This window comes from Lutibacter sp. HS1-25, from assembly GCF_004121075.1.
Lineage (GTDB): Bacteria > Bacteroidota > Bacteroidia > Flavobacteriales > Flavobacteriaceae > Lutibacter.
Genome location: NZ_RHLN01000137.1, coordinates 24,314 through 47,600, shown reverse-complemented (window position 1 = coordinate 47,600; position 23,287 = coordinate 24,314). Strand labels below are relative to the sequence as shown.

Below are 23,287 nucleotides of genomic sequence, written 5' to 3'. Positions count from 1 at the left end.
AACAAAACAAAGACTAGGTTTCTTTTAATTTTCGCACTAAATCTTCCAATCCGTTTAATTTAATTTCGTAAATCAATCGTAATTGATCTCCAAAAGTACCTGATGGAAACCCTTTACTATTATACCATACTATATAATGTTCGGGTAAATCTATTAAAAACCTTCCTTTATATTTTCCATAAGGCATTTTGGTATTTGCCAACTTAATAAGTTGTTGATGTTGTTTATTTTCCATCAATAAAATCTTGTAAATAGTTAAAACGTGGGGTTAATTTTCCATTTTGGGTCATTCTTGCTCTAAAAAGAATACCATCTTTATCGTTGTTAAAAAATGCTGGAATTACATTTTCCATAAAACTTTGGCCAAAACCTTCTGAAGCATCTTTTGGCAATTCGCAAGGCAAATTATCAACTGCCATTACAGCTATTGCGTTATTATTTTTAAAATCGACCTCTTTTGCTGTAATTGGATCGTAACCATAAATAGGATTCTGAATTGTTGAAGATCGTATGGTTGAAGCCACAGGTCCGTTTATATCACAACTTATATCTGCCACCACTTTTATGTTGAAATTTTTATTTTTAGCATCTTCATTTGTAAAAATAAATGGAGAGCCACTTCCGTAGAAATGACAAACAATGTACATCTCTGCCACTTTAGCAAAACGCATAAAATCACTTTTGTATTCAGTAGGATTTGTAAAAAAATCAAGTTCGCCCATCACCTTTCCATCTTTACGCTTATTATAATCCAACACATCTATTTGAGTATAAACTGGTTCATTAAAAGTTTTATTCAAAAATTCATCAACCGAAACTTCACGCAAATCTATACTTTCCAACATTTCTTTTGCACTTTTACCAACCCTGCCTTTACCTGTTAAAACTATTTTAATATTGGGTAGCTTTATTTTTTGAAGCTCAGAAACTAGCATCTGCTTATCTTGTAATTGAGATGCTTTGGGCAGTTGAAACAAATTGTACTTTAAACCATAAGTTCTAAATGCATTATATGTACCAACTATACCAGCGTACTTTCCAAAGGCTACCAAACGTTGACCTTTTTGATTTACAATAAGTTCGTGATCGTAAAACTCAATATTTTTTAATAAAATAGCTTGTAATAATTTGCGATTGTGAACTTGCTTTTTTATGGTATGAGAAAAGAAAAAATACTTTTTATTTGGAATTAAATATTCAACAGGCACCTCTTTTACGCCTAGTAAAACATCGCAATCCGAAACATCGTTTACCACTTCAATACCTTTACTTATATAATCTTCATCAGTAAAAAAACGATCACTTGAACTTTCAACTTTAATAATTAGCTCAGGATAAAGTGATAACATTTTTTCACAAGCCGAAGGACTAAGAACTACACGACGATCTGGCGGATTTTTACGCTCTTTGATGATTCCTAATTTCATAATTCAAAGTGGTATAAATGTTGCTACTAAGATATTGTGAATTAAAGAAACAGACAACTAAATATGTATTAGATTTTTTATACATTTGCGTTCTTTAAAGAATTTAGCTCTTTGACTTATTGGGGACGACTGGTTTTGACTGCAAGGTCAATTAAACTATAAGCATGTCGAGTAATGAAATAGCACTCGTAAATCTCAATTTCAACTATTTAAACGGCGAAGATAACTACGCTTTAGCTGCTTAATCCGAATCACAGTAGGATAAGCCTCGGCACACTAGGTGTGCAAGCTAAATGTCTCTTGAAAGCCTTGGTTAGCGGCGGTCAATATAGAGGCATCGTAAAAGTTAACATAGAAACACCTAAGCTTTGGGGGTGTTTTGAAACTTAAGAAGCTAAGCTTTAAGTAGGCTGTTTTCGGTCAGCTTTAAGACAAAAATCAAACGAAAACTAAACATGTAGAAAGTACTTTGGTTGCTTGTTTGGACCCGGGTTCGATTCCCGGCGTCTCCACTATTCATAATAAAAAAGCCTTAATTACAAGTAATTAGGGCTTTTTTATTATAAATCTTATTGTGTTGAATTTAAACTTCTATTTACAAAAAACTCTTAATCTGATTTGATAATATTAAGTAAAGTTGGGAAGAATTCTTTATTTTCTGGTAATAAGAATTTGTAATCTACCATATTCCCTTCAGGATCAATAACTATAAATGTTGGAAAACCTTTGATATTGTAATCTATCAAAAAATCTGAATCTCTTCCGTTATCCATAATTAACTGGTGTCCAACCATTTCTTTTTTAATCACAAAATCTTTCCACTTTTGTTTTTCTTTTTGCCTATCGCAAGAAACCGCAATAAATGCAATATTTTCATCTTTCAATTCCTCTTCGTATTTTTTAATATAAGGTATTTGTGCAATACATGGCCCGCAGTAAATATTCCATACATCTAGAAAAACATACTTTCCTTTAAAATCACTTAAAGACACTATTTTACCATTTACATCTTCAAATGTAAATCCTGGAGCAGGTTTGCCTTTTAATAAATGTTTGTATTCTGATTCGTATTTAGAAAGCTGACTATACAACGAATCTAAACTTTTTTTTGTTTGTGGATATTTCACAAAAGATGAGATGCTTTCAACTTGTTTTCTACAAGTTCCATCCATACCAGTTCTTAAATTTACTAAACTATTAACAAGATATAAAGCGTAACGATCTTTTATAAAAGTATTTTCAATCTGCACAAAACGGTCATATAATTTTATTGAATTACTTTTAATATATTTATTTTGAACCTTAAAATAGTTATCTAAAAAACTCCTCCAATCTTGTACACCCAATATGGCTGAAGAGCTAAACTTATCATAGCTTGTTTCTGTTATAAAATTAATAACCTCATTAGGTAAATCTAAATTATTTACATCAGCTTTTGCAATAATTCTGTATTTGATTGATTGATATGAATAATTTAACCAAGAAGCTACATATTGTTTAAATTCTTCATCAAGTTGCGTTTCAGAAAGTATAGCCTTATTTTTTTCATTTAACGCATCTAAAATTGTAAAATCATCAAAATTAGTAGAGTTGTAGTACTTAAACGTACCCATTGTAACTTCTATTTCAAATTTTTTAAAAAACTCATTTTCATTTTTCAATTCACCTTTATACTCTACTTCATTTTCACTTATATTGAGTTCAATTGAAGATCCTGGCTTAATAAACAAAGGAAATATTTTAACGGTTCGTCTGTCATTTATAATTCTAGCTTTACCAAAAACAGGTTCAGAAATAAAAATTTCACCATTAAAACTGCCATCTTCCTGAATTGCAAACTCACCATAATTAAAGGAAAAATTAAATGTATTGTATATCAATTCAAATTTATCACCTTTTACTAAAGTAGTTCCTTTAATTGTAACCTTATTGTTGTTATTAGGTAAGCTTTGAAAACCCAAGGTTAGTAAAACTACTGCTACAATAACAATTCCTTTTATAATATTTTGTTGTATTTTATCCTTCATTTTTAATTTACATTTTAAACTTTATTAAAACAGTTATAATATATCATTAACCACCATAGTTGTTTTTAAAACCTTTTGATTTCTGGAATAAGTAATTTCAATTTCATTACCTATAGTTGAAAATAATGAAAGAAATTCATCAATATTTGTTTGACTTGCTTTTCTTCCATCAATCATTGTAATTACATCGCCATTTATTAAACCCGCTTTATCAGCTGTACCGTTTTCAACAATTTGCATTAATACAAAATTCCTATCTCTATTTGCCATAAATCGAAACCCAACCAAATTTGCATACGTAGGTGCATTAGCAATACTATTTGGAGTCAAATAAAGTAAATTGTTTATGCCATCAAATGTTATATGGTATCTACTTAAAAGTTTGTTGCCAATAAAACCAAGAACATCATTGCGCATGTCTGGTGTATGTTCATTTGGTGAAATTACCTTCATTGGCACACCTTCCACTTCAATTGTCCCCATTCCAAATCCAGATGTTCTACCTAAAATTGTACGAAATTGTCCTGCTGGACTGAAAGTTACATCCTCAAATTTTTGATTAAAACTTTCTGCATAGCCATACTTTTTTTCTGCATCAGAATTAAATAATAAGTATGCATCAGCTCCTGTATCAACAATCATTTTACCTAAAATATAATGTTGCTTATGATCTAACAATCGAACATCAATAAGCGGAAGTCCACCTCCAAAAATCATTGGTATTTTTACACTTTTATTTTTATCTACTTTTACTTTTGATCCGAAAGTCATTACCCCTCTTTCATAATCAATATTTAAAACCATGTTTTTCAGAAATTCAGCGCCAATAACACCTACATAATCACCTTGACCTGAAGTTACATTGGGAATGGCCATTGCTTTTACATTTTGTCTAGTATATGCTCCAAGCTTTAATTCTGGAATTACAATATCATAAGCATTTTGGACACCACCAAAACTACGTACGTGGGTTTCTTTATCTAAGTTTATACCCAACCTTTTTGCAAATTCTATAGATATAATACTATTACTTGCACCTGTATCAAACAAAAAAGTACAATATTCACCTCCTAATTCAACATTAACATACATTAAAGGTCCTTTGGTATAAAAAGGCACCTCTATATTTTTTTGTGCACTTACTAAATTGGCAAACATTAAACTGATTGCCAAAAATATTAACTGTACTTTTTGTTTCATTTTTATATTTTAAAATTTATACTAAAATATTACAACTTCAATTTATTTAAAGTTTAAAATACCTTCATTTAACCATTCGAGATATTCATCAACATTTGGAGTATAAGCTGCTGGCTCATTTAATTTTTCTTCATTTAAATCCATCAACACATAAAAAGGTTGTGAATTTGTTTTGTATTTAATGGTTTGTAGCTCACTCCACTTTTGACCAATATATTTTAACTTTTTACCTGGATATAATTTTGAATCTAACTCTTCATTGTTTGGTAAAGGTCTCTTATCATCAACATATAAAGAAATCAACACTACATCGTTTCTTAAAATAGGTAAAATTTCATCTTTCACCCATACATTTTGTTCCATTTTTCTACAATTTACACAAGCATGTCCTGTAAAATCAATCAAAATAGGTTTGTTTACTTTTTTGGCATACGCAACACCTAAATCGTAATCGTTAAAAGCCAAAATATTATGCGGAGCCATTAAATGTGCACCTTCAGGAATTTTAGTTTCAGTGCCGTTTATTACTAAGTCGTTACTCAATTTTGTAAATCCAACACCATAAGGCGCTTCACTATAATGTTGTGCTGGCGGAAAAGCACTGATTAAATTTAGTGGTGCTCCCCAAAGACCAGGAATCATATAAAAGGTAAAGGTTAACGATAACAATCCTAAACCTAATCTCCCTACGGAAATATGTGTTAAAGGTGAATCATGTGGTAATTGTATTTTTCCAAAGAAATACAAGGCTAAAACCCCAAAAATAGCAATCCATATTGCAATAAACACTTCGCGTTCTAACCAATGTAATTGCAATACCAAATCGGCATTTGATAAAAATTTAAAAGCCAATGCTAATTCTAAAAACCCTAAAACTACTTTTACAGTATTTAACCACCCACCAGATTTTGGCAACGAATTTAACCATCCTGGAAATGCTGCAAATAATGCAAAAGGAATTGCCAATGCCAATGAAAAACCTAACATCCCAATAATTGGTCCGATTTGATTTCCACCCCCCGCTGCTTCAACTAATAAAGTACCAACAATTGGACCTGTACAAGAAAACGAAACAATTGCCAAGGCTAATGCCATAAAGAAAATTCCAATTATTCCACCTCTATCTGCCTGACTATCTACTTTATTTGCCCAAGAATTTGGAAGCATAATTTCAAATGCTCCTAAAAACGAAACAGCAAATACAATTAACAATATAAAAAATACAAGATTAAACCAAACATTGGTTGAAAGCGCATTTAAGGCATCTGCTCCAAAAATTAAACTAACAAGTGTACCTAACAAAACGTAAATAACCATAATTGATACACCGTAAATAATCGCATTTTTTATACCTGCAGCTTTGTTTTTACTTTGTTTTGTAAAAAAACTTACCGTCATAGGTATCATTGGAAATACACAAGGTGTTAACAATGCTGCAAAACCCGAAAGAAAAGCTATAAAGAAAATTGCCCAAAGACTTTTATTTGATTCTTTTGAAGTTGATTTAGTGACTATTGTTGTTGCTTCTTTTTTATTTTCGGTAATATTAAATACCAATTCTACTTCAGTTGGCGGTAAGCATTTAGTATCATCACAAACCATAAATTCAACAAAAGCATCAACACTAGTAATGTCTTTAACAATTTCAATAGTTTGCTCAAAAACAGCTGTATTTTCAAAATACTTAATCTTCATTTCAAAAACAGGATCATCAACTGTATGCCCTTCTTCTTCAGAAGTGTTTCCTTTTATTTTGAAATTACCTCCTCCATCATCATATAAAAATGCAGTTGGGCTTGGCCCGTTTTCAGGAACAGATTGTGAATATAAATGCCAACCAGCATCTATAGAAGCCTTTGAAATTAATTTATATTCTGTATCAGATAATTTCTCGACAGAAGTTGTCCATTTTACAGGATTATAAATTTGAGCTTGGGAAATTGTAAATGATAATAATACTAATAAAAATAAAAAACTTCTTTTCATTTCACTTCTAATTTATTGTACGTTAAATACCAAATCAACTTCGTTAGGTGGTAAACATCTACTGTCATCACAAACCATAAATTCTACGACTGCTTTTACTTTAAATGCATTTTTAGTTTTTAATTTTATATGCTGTTTAAAGGTTGTTTTAATTTCAAAATATTTAATTTCCATTTCAAAAACAGGGTCTTTTATGGTATGTCCTTTTTCCTCTAATGTATTTCCTTTTTTAAGGTAATTAGCATTTCCTTCAAAAGTAAAAGTTGTTGGTAAAGGCCCGTCTTCAGGAACCGATTGTGAATATAAATGCCAATTGTCATCAATTTCAGCTGTGGCTATTAGTATAAATTCTGAGTCGGAAACTTTTTTTACTGATGTAGTCCATTTTACTGGCTCTAATATTTGCGCTTGTACAAAACTAACTGTTAAAAAAGCTATTGTTAAAATAAAATTTTTCATTGTTTTTAAATATTTCGGTTGCATTTATATTGTTGTTTTTGGTTTAAATACAATCTCATAAGATTGTCCTTCACTTATAACTTGTTTTACTATTTGCTGAATATTTTTAATAGACATATTGTTTACTATATCTTCAAAATTTTCAGAATTGTTCATATTATAGCCATATCTATAAAACGCTGTAAGCAATTGCAAATCATAAGCGTTTTTATCTTTTGATTGCTCGCGTTCCTTTATAAAATTGGTTTTAATTTTAAATAAATCGTCTTCATTAATTTCACCATTTGCCATTTTTTGCAATTCATCCTTCACAATTTCAACTAATTTATCTGCTAAATCTGGATTACAATCAAAACTTACCGAGATAAATGCTTTCGATTTAGGTTCTCTAAAAAATGTAGCATAAGCTCTTGGACTATATGCTCCACCTTCGGATTCTCTTACTGTTTCTGTAATACGCAATTGCAAAACACCTCCTAAAGCATTGGTATATAAAGAATTTTCAATTGTATACGGCAACTCTTTTTTATAGGCTATATTTACTTTTGCCTTAGGATCTGCCATGGTTAAATAAATATCTTCATCAATTTTATTTGAAATCCACTCTGCTCCGTTATCTTTAAAAACCTCTGTTGTATTATCTGTTGGTATACTAGCAACATACTTTTTTAATAAAGGTTTTAATTGCGCTTCTGTAACATCTCCAACAATATAAAATTCGAAATCTGATGCATCTCCAAAACGGTCGTTATAAATAGCCTTGATTTTATCAAAAGAAATTTTAGACACAAAATCTTTATTAAAAATTGCTTCTTTAGGATTGTTTTTACCGTATATAGTAACCTTCATACTATCTCTCATTTGCTCTCCAACATCTTTACTTCTTCTTGCCAGATAGTTATCTAAATTATTTCCTAATACTTTAAAAGCCTCTTCATCAAAACGTGGTTTTACAAAATACACGTGCAACATTTGCAACATTGTTTCAACATCTTTTGTGTTTGAATTTCCAAAGAAATTTTCGGTAATTTCACCTAAATTAACATTAACATTGGCTGTTTTTCCTGCTAAAATCTTTTTTAAATCGGTAGAAGAAAAATCACCCAAACCAGACATTTGCATTAAATCCCTCATTAAGCTCGCAGAAGGTAAATCGTCATCGTTTAGAAGAGATTCTCCGCCATAACTATAACCGTTTAAGGTTACTCTATCTTTTTCTTTATCTACAAATTTATAATGAACTTTTACACCATTACTTAAAATAAAAGTAGTAGCTCCTATTTCCGAATTTGTTTCTGTTTTTGCAATTTCACCTTCATTAATAGTAATATCTGAAACTAATGTTTTTCCTATTAAATCTTCAAAATAGGGTTCTATGGTTGAATTGCTTTCAATTTCTTTAATCGCTTTTTTAGCTTGTTCTTCAGTTAAATTATCTTGTCCTTCAACACCAGTAACGTTTAAATATCTATTTTCTTGAGTATATAATCTTTTTATCGTGTTATGTAACTCTTCAATAGTAATGCCATCAAAAATTTGTTTTGCAATTTCATATTCTTGTTCAATATCACAAATTGTTTTGTTTTCTAAATAATTATTTTGCATTGATCCTACAATCCATTTATGGGTTATAGCATCTTTTGTTGCAATTTGATTTTCATAAGAACTTTTAAGCTGAACAATTGCTCTGTCTATTTCTGATTGAATAAACCCAAATTTTACAGCTCTAACTACTTCAGTAAAAACTTGGTAAAAAGCTTCTTTTTGCTGATTTGTTTTTGGAGAAATTCCAACATTAAAAGAATTTGTTGTTCTTGTCATACTACCAAAACTGGTGTAAGCATTTAAAAATGTTGCGTCTGACTTTTGAGCTTGTTCTCTAATTCTTGAAGACAACATACTCATTACCATACCTTCTAACAATGATTGTTTCAAGTCGGCAACCGTTTCTGCTTCTAATGAGTTTTTATGGCGAATACCAAAACTTATGTTGGCTGTAGAAATTTCAGAATCCATACCTAAACTGTACAACATTTCTTTATTATCTGGAATATCAACAACAAAGCGTTCTCTTGGATTTTCAACTGCAGGTATTTTTGAAAACTTTTCAATAATTTTTTGCTCAACTTCATCAACATTAATATCTCCAACAACAGCTATAGCTTGTAAATCGGTTCTGTACCAATCGTGATAAAAATCACGCAGTGCTTTATAATTAAACTCTTCAACTACCGACATTAAACCTATAGGTAATCTGTAGGCATATTTTGAATAATTAAAAGTAATAGGAAGTGATGTATTGTATAAGCGCATTTGCCCATTTTGACGTGAGCGCCATTCTTCTTTAATAACACCTCTTTCAGCATCAATTTCTTCATCTGTTAGTAGTAAATAATTAGACCAATCATTTAAAATTGTTAAACAAGTATCTATTAAGTCATCTTTTGTAGGAATATTATTTAAGTTATAAACCGTTTCATCAAAAGAAGTATAAGCATTGATGTCTTTTCCAAAAACAGCTCCGTGTTTTTGCAATGTATTTAGTATGCTTTTTCCTGGAAAACTTTCGGTTCCGTTAAAAGCCATATGCTCTAAAAAATGTGCTAACCCTTGCTGATCATCATTTTCTAATATAGAACCTACATTTTGAATTATATAATAACTTGCAGCTTCTTTAACCACATCGGTACTTTTAATATAGTAGGTCATACCATTAGGCAAAACCCCCTTTTTTATCGTTTTATCTATTGGTAAAGGCTCGTCTAAATTTAAATTCTGAGCACTGCTAAAAAGTGGCAAAAAGAAAAAAGAACATAGTGTTAAAAAGAAAATACGTTTCATATTTGTAGTTGTAAAATATTAAATATTGTTTTAAAAAACAGGACATTTTACTGTCCTGTTTTCATTGTTTTTTTCAAAAATTGATTAATTCAAATATCTATTATGAAAAAAAATTACTCTGAATTGCAAGCTCACATTAAAAAAACCTTTTAAATTTTGGTTTTAATTATTTTGTTTTAATATAATTATTTAAAGCACTAACAGGTACAGCTTCCTTAACTATTAATTGTAAGTCGCCGTGCTCTTTAGACCCATTGGTATAATGTATTTGGGTTGCACTTACAACACCAACTATTTGACCAAACTCATTAACTACTGGGCCACCACTAGCACCTTGACCAAATTCGGCTGTTATTGCTATTTTAGGTTCATAAGAACGTTCACTCATATATTTATTGGCAATCATTCCTTTTGTCATAAAAAAAGTAGTACCAAAAGGATGTCCCATCATAAACACATCTTCACCTACTAATTCTTGCTTAGCAAGTGGCAATGCTTTTAACTTTTTGCCATTGGTATTTACTTTTAAAATAGCTAAATCATTAGACTGACTGGCAGATAAAATATTAGTCACAGGAAAAACATTACCCTCAAAATCAGCTACAAATATTGCTGATATATCAACTTGTGAATTTACCTCAATAACATGGTAATTAGTTACAATTACACCATCTTCGTGTATAACAAAACCCGTAGCATTGTTTAAATGTATATTAGGACATTTATCGCATAAAAAAGAAGAGCCAATATACAGCGTACTTTTTTGTAGATGGCTATACATTTCGTGACCAGACTTTTTCTTTGGTTTAAAATTACTTACCACTACCTCTGAGTTTTCTTCAATACGATCTAATTTTTGGGTTTGTAAAGTTTCAAAAGGCGTATAATTATTTGTTGTTATATAATTTTGAGCTTCTTGAGTTACTGCACCAATATATTTTAAATGGTTAATAGCCACCGCTTGGTTACTCTCAGAAGAAGCTTTTTGTACATTGCTACTACTGCAACTTAGAAAAATAAAACTAACAAATATTAAAATATATCTAATTACCATAGTTGTTATACTTATTTAAGAAGTGCTTCTAATTGCTCTCTTAATCTTGGATCTGATGGACGTTTAGCCTCTGCGTCTATAATTTTACCTTCTGGATCAAATAATAAAAATCTTGGAATGGCATTTATTTTATAATCTCTGGCTATTCTAGAATCAAAAGCATTGTCAGAAAATAACTGGATACCTGATAATTCTTGATCTTTGATGAATTTTTTCCACTTTTCATGTTCTTTTGGTTTGTCTAATGAAATACTTACAAACTGTATGTTTTTACCGTGTAAGTCTTTTTCAAGTTGTTTTATATAAGGTATTTCTTGCTTACAAGGTGCGCACCACATAGCCCAAACATCAATATATACGTATTTACCTTTGAAGTCAGAGAACGAAACTTCTTTATCATTTTGATCTTTATAGCTAAAAGGATAACCTTGTGTACCTGGATTAAAATTTTTAATTCCTACTTCGTAATTATCAATTTCTGTACTTACATATTCACTAAGAGCAATGTCTTTTCTAAGAGGTTCAATAAATCTTAAATATTGATCATCATATGATTTATATCTTTTATTATACTCCAATGCCATATGCCCTCTTAAAGTATCATTTTCAATACTATTAAACATTTCAGCCATATAATCCTTATTTTTTACGCTAACACCTGTATGCATAGTTTTAAATTGCTGATGCAATCTTAAAGCGCTAATACCGTTTGGCAAATCTAAAACAATAGTAGATTTGAAATTTTCCCCTTTCATAAAATCATTGTAAAAAGAAGGAAAGTCTTCTGCTTTTGGGTGCTTTGTTCTTGGCGTAAAAACAAAAGTTATTGCTATATTTTCAATATCCAAGTCTATATAAGCATGCATTAATTTATTAAAGTTTTGATTTGAAGTATTTACAAGCTCATGCTTCTTTTTCATTTCAGGCATGAATTTTTCGAAGAAAGGAAAGAAATCTTCATAAGTTTTAGGAGTTCCTGGGTAATCATATTTAAAAACGATAAGAGGTTCTTTAGCTTTTACCCAATTATAAAGTACTTTATTTTCTTCATCTGGAGCATCTAACTCATAGCCATTAATACTAAATTTAACATCAAATATTTGTCCGCCTTTTAAGTATAACGGCAATTCAATAACTCTATCACCTAAAATATAAAAACCTTCTTTATCTGGACTTACTGCAAATCCAAATTCATTATTTTCATTTAAAACTGAAGTACCTACTTCAAAATGACGTCCTTGTTCAACTTTAAATAATTTAATTTCTGTTTTACCTGGAATATCTAAAACTCCTGTAATTACTGAATAACTAGTTTTTAAACCTTGTCCTTTTGTAAAAGAAACTAAAAGAACAGTTGTTAAAATTGTTAATATTATTTTGTGTAATTTCATCTGTATTGTTTGTTTAATTTGTTTTGTTTATAATTTATTTGAAGTGAACTGTTTTTGAAATAACGGTTCGTACTTTGCCCATTCAACATCTGTATAAATAGGTTTTATGGTACTTAAAAGTGAATTAAAATCTGAATAATTTTTTGTTTTCTCTAAACTATTTATCTTTTTTAAAACAATAGTAGTTAACGTATTTTTTACTTGGTTTCTTCCGTAATCTTCAGCTAATTGTGCTGCGTTTTCAACTATATAATCTGCGTATAAACCTCCTACTCTAAGACTACTAATAATAACAAAAGGGATTTCAGCGCCTAAATTCGTTTCGTTTTTTAAATAAGCATCAAAAGTTTCAAAAGAGATTTGTCTTTTATTATTCATATAGGCATCTACATAAAAATCTGGGTAATTACCATCTAATGAAGTATTGTATTTTTTAAAGATATTATTGGCTGCATTCTCTTGCATAGTGGCTAACAAAGCAGTAAACTCTTCAACCTCATGAAAACCAGATGTAATATCAATTACTTGGCCTTCTGCATTTAAGAATACAAAAGTTGGAAAACCACTAACGCCATATTTCATGCTAAGCTTTTTACCAATATCTTCTTTAAAAATATCTGATTTAAAAGAAACGAAATATTTATTTAATACCGTTGACACCTCTTTAGTAGGAAAAACATCTTCATCCATTTCTTTACAAGGCGGACAACCTGTGAAATAAAGATCAACAAAAATCAACTTATTTTCTTTCGTTGCTTTTTCTTTCACAAGATCCCAAGAAGTTGTTTCAAAATTAGTTTGTGCATTTGCAAAAAATGTAGTTATTAAAACTATTGCAAATAGTATATGTTTTAAGGTGTTTATCATGCTTATTTGTTTTGGGCAAAAGTATTGTAGAAACATTTTAAAAATATTAAAACAAGTATTAAATATTAATTAAAAAAATATATAAATACTTATATGTCAATATATTGCACTTTACTTCACTAACATTTTATTACCGTAGATTAAAAAGGGCTGATTGATAAAACCAACCCTTTATTACTGATTTTTAAATAAAAAAATTAACGCTCTCTGTAGGCTACACTAACAATTTTTCCAAATCCGGAAAAAGAGGTGTTTAATTCTAGTTGTCCCTGAATGGCTGGGACATTGTAAAGTTCCATTATACCATTAGAACCTTTGGTACCTGATGCATCATATGTACAAACTATCAACTGTTTTGCCAGTTCTGCGTTAGCACTTTTAAAGAATTTTCTATATTCTAATTTTGTGATTTCTAAACCTCCTTTATCTAACATTTCAACAGTAGTACCTGTAAAAACATCATATTCATAAACTTTACTTCCTATGTTGTACATAATGTAAGCGTAAGTTGGATCTATTGCAATGTGTTCAGCCTGATCAAAATTAGTAGCTTTTATTTCACTATAATGAGATTGCGTAAAACTATTACTTTCAAACATTCCAATATAATTTTTACCATCTGAAGGATCCTTTAATATTGCGAAAGTAGTACCAAACATTCCTCCATATGAATTCCAAACCATATATTTTAAATCTTTTCCTGGCGTAAATACAGGAGCTGTACTTGTAACATCAAAACAATTTGAAGTATAATTATTGTGATAAACAAACTTCTTATTTGTATTGTCATAAAAAACCATCTTAAAAACTCCGAAACTTTCAGATGTTGAAATGTGTGGTGAAACTTCAAATGAGATACCGTCTGCTCTTACGTTTTGAGGTGTGCTATAATATACATTATTAACTCTATTATAAACATAAAAACCTGAATTAGCCATTACCACAGAAAAATAATTTCCTCTAGGATATAAAGTTGTTACTTCTAAATCTTCTGGTTGAGAACTTACAAATTCATAAGATATATTGTTAGTTTTTCCCCAATCAAAAGTATCTGGTTCTAACTTTGTTGTTCCATTTCCTGAAGTAGACACATAAACGCCATAAAATGAAGGCTGATAAGGATAACATTCAACAAATCCTGGTTTACCGGTTAATGTTAACGATGATCCTGCTAAAACATTATAAACTTCTTTGTACTCGCCATCTAATAAAGAAATCATATCTAATCTAGGTTCTCCATCAACATCATTTAAAACCATCCAACCTTGATAAATACTATTAACAACGTTTAATTTTGTTTGATATTGAAATTCAACATCTGTATTTAAATCTTTAACTAGGTAAAATAAGGTATAAACACCTGGCTTAAGTAACATTTGTTGATTCATATCTTTTTCTGTAGAAATTACATAGATGTTATCATCTAAGAAATTATCTGAAACAGCCTCCCAGCTATATTCATAATTTCCAGTACCATCGGTATCTTTAGTATATTTTACTTCATCTGTTGAAATTACTAAATTGTCAAAACGAGACACTGTGTAATCTTCAAGAAGCCCTTCAAAAACGACTTCATTTATTTCTACATAATCGTAATTTCCCTCATCTTTATTACATGAATTCATAAAAATGAAACAGGCAAACAAGAAAAATAATTGAACTTTTATATTTTTAATCATAATAAATCTAGTTAATGTTAAACAATAATTACGCATATGGTCCTAATTTCATTTCAGTTCCATCATCTTCTAACACAGGTGTACCATTGTTTTTTTGTTCAAGTAAATAGGCTTTAAAAACATTTTTTTGACCAAAGAATGTTCCAATACTTGGTGGAGCAGTTTCCCAATTTGGAATTGGAATATTATTTACAGTGGCAAAAAGTGTTAGCTTTTTTCTAGAATAATCTCCTAAATAAAATTTAATAATTCTATCCCACCAAAAAGGCTTGTTCAAAATATCAGACACAACCACTTCTATCTCATTATATTTTAACAGTTCATGTTTCTCATTTCTTTCAGCCGTTCCATAATAATCGGTTCTAAAATGTTCGTTAGGCACTAAGCCTACTTTAATAGATACCACTTCATTTTGTATAGCTTGAGTTCGCAATAAGGTAATTGGCAACATAGCTGTAACCGATTGAGCAGGAACAAATACATTATTAGGCATTACAAAATCAACACCTTCAACTGCAGTTGATGTAGGCAATACCTGAACCTTAAATTCTCTGTCAAAATCGGTTAAATTCCCTAAAATTTTCACAGGGATATTGTAAATTGAATCCATTACATCGGGTGTTTTACTAGCAAAAGACACATAAACACTATCAATTCTATTACTTAAATCATTATTAAACCCATCAACAGACCATTTAAAATAAAGTACATCAGTTCCGCTAAATAATTCTATTTTATCTTCTTTACATGCAATAACACTAAGTACAGTAGCGCATATTAACATGATTTTTATTATATATTTTTTCATATCTCTATAATATCTTAAATGTTATTATTGTCTATAATCTGTTTCAGATTCAGGTAAAGGCAATACATAGGTAGCTTCACTCATTGGTACATCTCCCGTCTCAACAGACCCATTTTCAATTGCACTCATATTTTTTCTTTTATAGAAATAAAAGAGTTGACCTTCTCCATAAAACTCTCTTTTATATGCATTTAATAATTCTGTATCAATATCTATATTGGCTGGATCTAAATTTGGGATACCTCTATGCAATCTTACAGCATTTAAAAAATCGGTAGCTACATTAATATCTACTGATGTTTCAGCGGCAATAAAATACATTTCACTCATTCTAATTAATGGCTGCATATATATAAATGAATCGCCACTTTGAACTTCGCTAAACTTTAAAAATGTTTTAAATGTTTTTGAACCATCTGATGGCAGTTTCCAACTAGAACTGTGATACCTAATATCATTTGTATTTTGATTAAATGTTGCGTCTAATCTGGTTGGTAATGGAGCAAGAATTTCGGAATTGACCAACGAAGAACCAAAAAAAGTAGCTTGTCTATTGTATAAATTTGAATTGTATAAAGAAAATAATACTTCTGAAGAAAATATTCTGTCAGGTGAATTAGTCCCAGGTGCAATAACATCATTTAAATCAACCCAGTTAAACCATTTTGTACCTTCATCAATTACTTCTTTTGCAGCTGCATTGGCTTCTAAATTATTACCTGCATACAAGTGAACTCTGGCTTGTAATGCTTTTGCTGCAAAATAATTAAATCTTAAATTTCTATATCTATAAAATGACGTTCCTTCAAATCCCGAAGTATCATCATCTTGTTCAGGTATAGCAATTTTACCATATTCTTTTACTGGATCATCATTTAAATAATTTATTGAAAGCGTTAAATCTTCTAAAATATTTTCAATAAATTCTGAAGCAGGTAAAAGCGGTTTAATTTCTGTTGAAGTGCTATTTTGATAAGGAAGTGATTTTGCGCTAGGGTTAACACTATATATAGGTCCAAATAAACGCAACAAATCAAAATGTAGCATAGCTCTTAAACCTATCATTTCACCTTTTAAAACATTCAATCTTTCTAAAGGGATATTTGCATCGTTAATTTCTAACTTTTCAATTGTATTGTTTATTTCTAAAATTCTAACATACATATTTGTCCATATAGCATCAAAATCTTCTTTTATACTGGTTTGGTTATAATTATAATGAGCCAAATCATAATATTTATGACTGTCTGAGTAAGCATTGTAACGTTGGGCTAAAACATCAACTGTAGACATTGTTAACTGACCTCCATAAGAATCAATTTCTGTCATTTTCATATAAATACCATTTATGGCATTTTGAATAGAGATTTCTTTAGAAAATACGATTTCTTCAATATATTTATCATCTGGTTGTACATCTAAGTATTCTTCACAAGAAATGAAGACTAACATACAAACCAATATTTTAAAACTATTTTTTATTGTTTTTTTCATTTTGTAAATTTTATAATTAGAATGATGCATTTAAACTAAATGAAACTGCACGTGCAAATGGGTAATTGATACCTCTTTCAACATTAATTGTAGAAAGTCTAAAAATATCATTCATATATGCTTTTAACCTAAGATTTGTTAACCCAATGTTTTTAACCCATTTAGAATCGTTAAAATCATATCCAATATTTATTGACTCTCCAATTAATTCATTTTCTTCTTGAATAAATCTTGATGAAATAGGTGTTTCATCGGTCAATGAAATAGATTTAAAGCTTGAAAGATCACCAGGATTTTGCCATCTGTCATACAAAGCTCTTGCATCTTGGTTTACTGTCAATCCTGCTCTACTTATGTTTTCTACTTTGGAATAAAGAGCGTAATTAAATTTTTCTGCACCTATACGGTATCTTAAATTAATACCTAAAGTGAAATTTTTAATTCTTAAATTACTGCTAACCACACCTTCAACATCGGGCCTAGAATTACCCATAACAGTCTCATTATCAATATCGTACTCAAATGTTTGCAGTCCTTCTTTTGTTAAGAATACTTCTTTTCCTGTTGCGGGATCAATACCTAAAGAAGGCACTGCCCATAAATCATCTGGACTAAATCCATCTCTATACCTTTGTAAGGTTCTACTTGATAACTGGCTGTCATTTAAAGATTTTAACGTATTGTTAAAACCGTCAAATTTACTTGAAACCATAGAAGCAGTATAACCAAGTGTCCAAATAATTCGGTCTTGTAAGTTATAAATCGGTGAATATCTCAATATTACTTCTGATCCTTTAGACACTAAATTTCCTGAATTAATTGGATACCCAAATACTCCTGTTGAAGAAGGTAAATCTACAGCAACCACAAGTGGGTCTGTATTTTTGTTGAAGTAGTTAATTGTAGCAGACAATCTGTTTTCAAAAAACACAGCATCAATACCAAAACTGGCATCTAACGTTTTTTGCCACTTTAAATCTGGGTTTGCAAGAGTTAATAAATTTAAACCTTGTCCAAAAATATTTATATTTTGATTGAACCCATATATTGAAGTAGATGTTAAGCTCCCAAATCCTTGGTTACCTGTTGTACCTATACTTCCTCTTAATTTTAACATTTGAACTTGCACTGGATCCATATCAAATTCATTGTGCATGTTCCATCCTAAACCAACAGACCAAAATGGTGAGAATTTTTCGTTTTTACCAAATGTTGTAGAACCGTCTAGTCTATAAGTAGCATCTGCTAAATATTTATTTTTATAGGTGTAGTTAGCGCTTCCTAAAACATTAACTCTTCTATAAATACTCATAGCTGTTGAAGGTCTCCCCCCTTCTCTAAATCCAAATGCAAAGGCTGGGTTTCCATTGGTTCCAAAAGGAAATCCTAGTGCTTCAAATCCTAATCTTTCTTTTTGAGTTTGCTCTGCTTCAGCTCTTAAGTTTACGTTAAGATTATGATCGTTATTAAATATTTTTGCATAAGAAGCCATTGCATTAAATCGGTAGCTAAATTCATCAACTCTTGAATTTGTATAACTTCCTTTCTCAAGTAAATCTCTATTTAAGAAACTTTCATGTTCTGGATCTAAAAATGTTTCAGCGGTAGTTATGCCTTTTATCAATTGTAAGTTTGCCTGTATTCTAAATTCGTTTGAAAATTTATAAATACCTCTTAAATTATTTTGAACAGAAAAATTATGTGAACCACTTGAATTATTTAAAGTTGAATTATACAATGGATTTACTATATTTATAAACACATCTGCATCTCTATCAAGATAATGAGTTATGTTCCCATATTCATCTCTTGGTCTATAATATGGGTTTGCCTTTGCAAAATCTTCGAAAGAACCATAAGAAGATTCGGTTGATTCGTATCCATTTAAATAAAGAATGTTTGAAATATTTAATTTGCCTTTTCTATAATTTAAATTGATAGTTCCTCCCCAAGTTTCACGACCAGAACCAATCATAATCCCTTTTTGATTTTTATAATTTAAACCAACACCAAAAGTAAAATTATCACTTCCTCCATCAACATATAAAGAATGTCCTTGGGTAAAACCAACTTCAGTAGGCTCATCTAACCAATAAGTTTCAACACCTCTTCTTATTTCGGCCAATCTTTCATTATACAAAACATCCAATTGATATTGTTTAAATGGGTCGTATTCAGGAGCTGTCCATCTTCCTGACAAACGTTCAAACTCTAATTTTTCTTCCGATTTCATAAGATTATAATCACTAAAATCTGGAACTTCAACTCTAAAATCACCTGTATAATTAACCCTTAACTTTCCAGATAGCGGCTTTATAGTTTCAACAACAACAACTCCGTTTGCAGCTTTTGCACCATACAAAGCCGTAGATGCAGCATCTTTTAATATGGTCATAGATGCTACTCTATTCATATCTAAATCTACGATGGTTCTTAAGTCTGTTTCAAAACCATCTAAAATAAATAAAGGCTGATTAGGATTACCTCCAAACTCATCGGCAACACCAGTAGTTGTAATACTTGTTTGACCACGAACTTCAATTGTAGGCATAATATTAGGGTTAGATCCCATATCTGTATTTTCTATTATCACAAATGATGGATCAAGTGTTTTTAAACTTTGAATAACATTTAAGTTTCCAACAGCTTTTAACTCATCTGTTGACACTGATGTAACTGCCCCTGTAAAGCTTTCCTTTTTTCTTTGAAAAATACCTGTAATTACAACCTCTCCTAATTCGGAAACATTCTCTTTTAATTTTATGTTAATTACAGATTGACCAGCCACCTTAACTTCTTGATTTGCATAACCAATTGAACTAAAAACCAATGTTGATTTTTCATCAACATCAATAGAATAGTTGCCATCTAAATCGGTTATAGTTCCTCGTCTAGTTTCTTTTATAAAAACTGTTACGCCAGGTAAAATTTCACCCTGCTCATTAGTTACTTTTCCTTTTACATTGATAACTTTTTGAACTACACTATAAGGCGCAGGAGATATTAGAATAATATTATCACCTGTTTTTTCTACATTAAAATGACTCCCCACAAGATCTGATACTATTTTAAGAATTTCAGTATTCTTGTAATTTACTACAACTGCTTGATCTACATCGAGCTCATTGTCGCTGTAGAAAAAATCGATATTTGTTGCATTTTTAATACTTTTTAATGCTTGTGATAACTTGACTTCACCCAATTCTAATGTTATTTTTTGGGAAAAAGATGATGCAGTTATACTAAAAAATAGAATTCCTAAAATAAGACTTCGCTTCATAATTAGTAGAATAAATTTCTTTTGTATTCCAAGTAACCTGCAGGTTTTTGCAGTTGACTTATTTTTCATAAATTTGCTTGTTAAAGTTAGATAATCGATTTTCAAAAATTTTTAGCTAACAAAAATTACGCTAGGGAATGTTGGTAGCATTCCCTAGTTTTTTATCAACTAATCTCTAGTTAGTTTTAATTCATATTTGTCATTTATTTTATTTTTAGATATTACATAATTAACTTTGGTTGTTTTGCTAATCATATCAAGTAAATGGTCTATTTTATTGTTTTTATAAAACACTCCTGTAAACATTTCCGTTTTTAAAGACTCATCGTCAAAAACTACGTCAATATTATACCACCTAGCCATTCTTGTTAATATATCTTCTAGATGTTCTTTTTCAAAATAGAATTTCCCGTCTCTCCAAGCCGTATACACTTCTGTATCTACAGTATTAACTTGAATTTTAGACGCGTTTTTATTAATTACACCTCTTTGGTTTGGCGCTAAGATTATAGTATTGTTAATGCCTGAATTACTTGAAGTCGCTAGTTTTATTTTACCTTCAACTAAAGTTGAAGAGAAAAAAGAATCATCTTTATATGAAGACACATTAAACTGAGTACCTAAAACAGTGACATCTGCAACATTTGTTTTTACAATAAATTCTTTTACATCTTTTGTTACTTCAAAATAAGCCTCACCTTCTAATTGCACAATTCTTTGACCCTTACCAAATTTTTCAGGATAGGTTAATGAAGTCGCTGAATTTAACCATACTTTTGTACCATCTGACAAAACAACTTGATACATCCCTCCGTTTGGCACCTTAAGTGTGTTATATTTTAATGGCTGAACAACATTATCATCAGACGTTTCGCTATCAACTACATTATACACCAAAGCCTCTTCTGCATTTTTAGCTTGAGCAATATCGCTTGATATAATCATTTCATTTTTATGTTGCTCTAAATCTACTACAGTACCATCAGACAAAACCAATATCGCTTTTTCATGACCTGGATTGATATTTTTAACGGCCTCTTGAGTTATTGCATTGGCATCAAACTTTGCTTTGTATATAAGATTTCCTAAAGTTAACAACACAAGTATGCTAGCCGCATATTTAAACAAACTTAAATAACGTTGCTTTATGGTAGCCCTTTTTTGATTGTTATCTATTTTATCCTTAACAATCTTAAAAACTTTTTCCTTATTTGATTGTTCGTAAAGAGCTCTTTTGTTATAAACAGAAGTACTACTTAAAATTTCGTTATATAAATTTTTATTTGACTCGTCTTTTAACCAGTCTTTCAAATTCTCTTCCTCTTTCTTTTTAAGAGACTTAATAACAGATTTATATATTAATTTAGAGACGCTGTATGTATTTATTTTTTTTGACACTTTTTATTAAATAATGAACGTTAATATGAGTTCTTTATTAATATGAGTAGCGAAAGCAGAAAAAGGGTGGAAAAAATATCAAGTTTTTTTAAAAACTATTAAGAATTATTAAAAACACAGATTGATCTTTGAACTGATCTTTTAATAAAGCCAGTGCTCTAGCTCTTTGAGATTTCACAGTATTGACACTAATATTAAGTTCTTCAGCAACTTCTTTATACTTAAGACCTTCAATACAACAAAGTTCAAAAACACGTTTACATTTATCAGGTAAGCTTTCTACCGCTCTTAATAATGTGGCATGTACCTCTTCTTCTATTATATTTTCGTCAAATTGAGGCAGTTTATTATACTCAGAATCTAATGGTATAACTTTATTAGCATCTTTTAAATATTTTAAAGAGGCATTTCTTGTAACTTTATACAAATAAGGCTTAATATCATTTATATTTGATATATTTTCTCTTTTCTCCCATAAATAAAGCATTGTGTTTGCAGTAATTTCTTCAGCTGCAAAATTATTTTTCACATATTTAAAAGAAAAAGCATAAAGTCTATCATAAAAAAAATCAAAAACCTTTTTAAAGGCAACTTGATTTCCTTCTTTTAAACCATTAAGAATTTCTTCTGAAATCGTATCCATTTATAGACTTTAGGTTGAGCCGCTAATATACTATATTTTATTTCTAAATTTCAACTGAATCTAAGCTCCATTTTTTCAAAAAAAGCTTATATGCGTTAACATTTAAAGTAAAAGTTGTGATACTCGATTTCTAAATTTATTAAATATTAGATGCCACAAACCCGATTTACACGAAAGTTTTATTGATAATTTCAACCAATCACAATAAGCGATATGTTTGAAAAATAAAATAGAGCTTTATTAAACAAAAATCTATAAGTGGATTTTTATCTTCTCCACTATTATTAACTTTTAACATTTACAAGTGTTAAATTTTGAATTTTTATAAAAATTTAACACTTAGAATTGTTTGCAATGTAATTTTGTTTATATATTTGCATCGGTAAGTTTCATAGCTTACCAATCTTTTTCATAGCAATTTTCCTCACTCCACGGAGTGAGGTTTTTTATTTATAGACTTTCCGTACATTTACAAACTTTAAAAAATAACTTATGATTTTTGAAATATCATATACAGAATGGATTGGCTATTTAGCTTCAGTAGTATTAATTATATCTTTTATGATGAGGAACATGAAAGCACTCCGAATTATAAATTCTACTGGTGCTATTCTATTTGTAATTTATGGCGTAATGTTAGAGATTTCTTGGCCAATTATAATTACAAATATTTTTATTTTAGCACTTAATATTTACTATCTTACCATAAGGAGAATTCCTAATTAATTTCATA

General features: G+C 29.9%; 17 protein-coding genes and 1 other RNA gene. 2 read left to right on the top strand and 16 right to left on the bottom strand.

Annotated features, from left to right (window positions below; genetic code table 11):
- Window positions 1–13: 13 nt before the first annotated feature.
- The gene (locus EC396_RS13640; RefSeq protein ID WP_129367147.1) at window positions 14–235 is read right to left on the bottom strand and encodes a DUF3820 family protein; all 222 of its coding nucleotides are present in this window, start codon (window positions 233–235) and stop codon (window positions 14–16) included.
- Window positions 225–1,427 (bottom strand): NAD(P)-dependent oxidoreductase, encoded by a 1,203-nt coding sequence (locus EC396_RS13635; RefSeq protein WP_129367146.1) that lies wholly within the window; start codon window positions 1,425–1,427, stop codon window positions 225–227. The genes EC396_RS13640 and EC396_RS13635 overlap by 11 nt, the downstream gene beginning before the upstream one ends.
- Window positions 1,428–1,548: 121 nt before the next feature.
- Here EC396_RS13635 and ssrA point away from each other — a divergent pair.
- Window positions 1,549–1,942: a transfer-messenger RNA gene (ssrA, locus tag EC396_RS13630) on the top strand.
- A 93-nt stretch (window positions 1,943–2,035) separates the two neighbouring features.
- Here the strand turns inward: ssrA and EC396_RS13625 are convergent.
- The 14 genes from EC396_RS13625 to EC396_RS13560 form a co-directional block, all read right to left on the bottom strand.
- Window positions 2,036–3,454, bottom strand: coding sequence for a TlpA disulfide reductase family protein (locus tag EC396_RS13625; protein WP_129367145.1), 1,419 nt, complete (start codon window positions 3,452–3,454; stop codon window positions 2,036–2,038).
- 33 nt (window positions 3,455–3,487) lie between these two features.
- Window positions 3,488–4,654 carry an aspartyl protease family protein gene (locus tag EC396_RS13620; protein WP_129367144.1) on the bottom strand — a complete coding sequence of 389 codons (1,167 nt, stop codon included), beginning with the start codon at window positions 4,652–4,654 and terminating at the stop codon, window positions 3,488–3,490.
- Between the two features lie 42 nt (window positions 4,655–4,696).
- The gene (locus EC396_RS13615; RefSeq protein ID WP_129367143.1) at window positions 4,697–6,640 is read right to left on the bottom strand and encodes a protein-disulfide reductase DsbD; all 1,944 of its coding nucleotides are present in this window, start codon (window positions 6,638–6,640) and stop codon (window positions 4,697–4,699) included.
- A gap of 12 nt (window positions 6,641–6,652) precedes the next feature.
- Window positions 6,653–7,099, bottom strand: coding sequence for a protein-disulfide reductase DsbD domain-containing protein (locus EC396_RS13610; protein WP_129367142.1), 447 nt, complete (start codon window positions 7,097–7,099; stop codon window positions 6,653–6,655).
- 24 nt (window positions 7,100–7,123) lie between these two features.
- Window positions 7,124–9,940 carry a pitrilysin family protein gene (locus EC396_RS13605; RefSeq protein WP_129367141.1) on the bottom strand — a complete coding sequence of 939 codons (2,817 nt, stop codon included), beginning with the start codon at window positions 9,938–9,940 and terminating at the stop codon, window positions 7,124–7,126.
- Between the two features lie 166 nt (window positions 9,941–10,106).
- Window positions 10,107–10,994: a serine protease gene (locus tag EC396_RS13600; RefSeq protein WP_129367140.1), complete on the bottom strand. Its 888-nt coding sequence runs from the start codon at window positions 10,992–10,994 to the stop codon at window positions 10,107–10,109.
- A gap of 11 nt (window positions 10,995–11,005) precedes the next feature.
- Window positions 11,006–12,385: a TlpA disulfide reductase family protein gene (locus tag EC396_RS13595; protein ID WP_129367139.1), complete on the bottom strand. Its 1,380-nt coding sequence runs from the start codon at window positions 12,383–12,385 to the stop codon at window positions 11,006–11,008.
- A gap of 27 nt (window positions 12,386–12,412) precedes the next feature.
- Window positions 12,413–13,252, bottom strand: coding sequence for a thioredoxin family protein (locus EC396_RS13590; RefSeq protein ID WP_164975306.1), 840 nt, complete (start codon window positions 13,250–13,252; stop codon window positions 12,413–12,415).
- A gap of 197 nt (window positions 13,253–13,449) precedes the next feature.
- Window positions 13,450–14,931, bottom strand: a complete 1,482-nt coding sequence (locus tag EC396_RS13585; RefSeq protein WP_164975305.1) for a PKD-like family lipoprotein — start codon at window positions 14,929–14,931, stop codon at window positions 13,450–13,452.
- Window positions 14,932–14,959: 28 nt separating this feature from the next.
- Window positions 14,960–15,739 carry a DUF4843 domain-containing protein gene (locus EC396_RS13580; protein WP_129367136.1) on the bottom strand — a complete coding sequence of 260 codons (780 nt, stop codon included), beginning with the start codon at window positions 15,737–15,739 and terminating at the stop codon, window positions 14,960–14,962.
- 24 nt (window positions 15,740–15,763) lie between these two features.
- Complete coding sequence (locus EC396_RS13575) at window positions 15,764–17,233, bottom strand: RagB/SusD family nutrient uptake outer membrane protein (protein WP_164975304.1); 1,470 nt, start codon at window positions 17,231–17,233, stop codon at window positions 15,764–15,766.
- Between the two features lie 16 nt (window positions 17,234–17,249).
- Window positions 17,250–20,513 carry a SusC/RagA family TonB-linked outer membrane protein gene (locus EC396_RS13570; protein ID WP_164975303.1) on the bottom strand — a complete coding sequence of 1,088 codons (3,264 nt, stop codon included), beginning with the start codon at window positions 20,511–20,513 and terminating at the stop codon, window positions 17,250–17,252.
- Between the two features lie 168 nt (window positions 20,514–20,681).
- Entirely contained in the window at window positions 20,682–21,911 is a 1,230-nt protein-coding gene (locus tag EC396_RS13565) for a FecR family protein (protein WP_129367133.1), read from the bottom strand.
- Window positions 21,912–21,999: 88 nt separating this feature from the next.
- Window positions 22,000–22,554, bottom strand: coding sequence for an RNA polymerase sigma factor (locus EC396_RS13560; RefSeq protein WP_129367132.1), 555 nt, complete (start codon window positions 22,552–22,554; stop codon window positions 22,000–22,002).
- Window positions 22,555–23,046: 492 nt separating this feature from the next.
- Between EC396_RS13560 and EC396_RS13555 the strand changes: the two genes are divergently transcribed.
- Window positions 23,047–23,280 (top strand): uroporphyrinogen decarboxylase, encoded by a 234-nt coding sequence (locus EC396_RS13555; RefSeq protein ID WP_164975302.1) that lies wholly within the window; start codon window positions 23,047–23,049, stop codon window positions 23,278–23,280.
- Window positions 23,281–23,287 lie beyond the last annotated feature (7 nt).